Origin of the sequence: Geobacillus zalihae NBRC 101842 (assembly GCF_001544135.1) — a bacterium.
GTDB lineage: Bacteria > Bacillota > Bacilli > Bacillales > Anoxybacillaceae > Geobacillus > Geobacillus zalihae.
On the sequence record NZ_BCPV01000144.1, the window covers coordinates 1 to 803 of the forward strand.

The 803-nt window shown below is 46.0% G+C and carries 2 protein-coding genes; both read left to right on the forward strand.

Going from position 1 to position 803, the window contains the following annotated elements; translation table 11 throughout:
• Positions 1-72 precede the first annotated feature (72 nt).
• Complete coding sequence (locus tag GZ1_RS17750; RefSeq protein ID WP_042895922.1) at positions 73-636, forward strand: helix-turn-helix domain-containing protein; 564 nt, start codon at positions 73-75, stop codon at positions 634-636.
• A partial coding sequence (locus GZ1_RS18755; RefSeq protein WP_255211327.1) for a transposase occupies positions 629-803 on the forward strand: 175 nt, incomplete at its 3' end. The genes GZ1_RS17750 and GZ1_RS18755, both read left to right, overlap by 8 nt.

The following is an 803-nucleotide window of genomic DNA, read 5'->3' on the forward strand; positions in this document are numbered from 1 at the left end:
CTTCTGTATGAACACCTTTTTTCATGGCTATACTGCTCCTAAATATTTCTATACAAAAGGAGCGGAAAGGACATGAAACGCCTTAAAATTACAAATGATCACGGCTGGACACCTCGAACCCTTCGGAAACAAGAACGGAAAATCAAAGATGCTTCCCTTCGCGTTCGGGTGACCGCTGTTCGTCTCGTCATGGAAGGTCATCTCGGTAAAGATGTGGCCAAAATGGTCAATCTGTGCCGTCAATCCGTTGCCATCTACGTTGCACGGTTTAATCAAGGTGGGCTCGATCATCTACTCGATCGTCGGTTGCCGCCTGGTCGTGTGCCGTTTCTTACGGAAGAACAACAACAAGAAATTAGACAACTCGTGTTAACCACCACACCTGTGGATGCTGGCTGGGGCATTGCTTCATCATGGAACACGCGTATTTTACAATCTTACATCCAACATACCTATGGCGTTTCGATGTCACGTGAAGGCATTCGTAAGTTGTTGCATCGTCTTCGTTTGTCATGGACACGTCCGACTTACAAGCTAGTCAAAGGAGACGCCAAGCGTCAAGCTGCCTTTCAAAAAGAACTTGAATTTATAAAAAAAACTAATTACCGAGAATGTCACGCTGTTTTATGTGGATGAGACACATGTTCGTGCTTATCAAGCGCTACGTACGACATGGGCAGAAGTAGGAAATCAAAAACAAGTGCCAAGCTACGGTCACCATGCCCACGTTTCTATTTTTGGCGCCGTCGATGTTCAACAAGGCGATGTGGTGTTTCATCGTGCATCATCCGCCAATGCCGAAA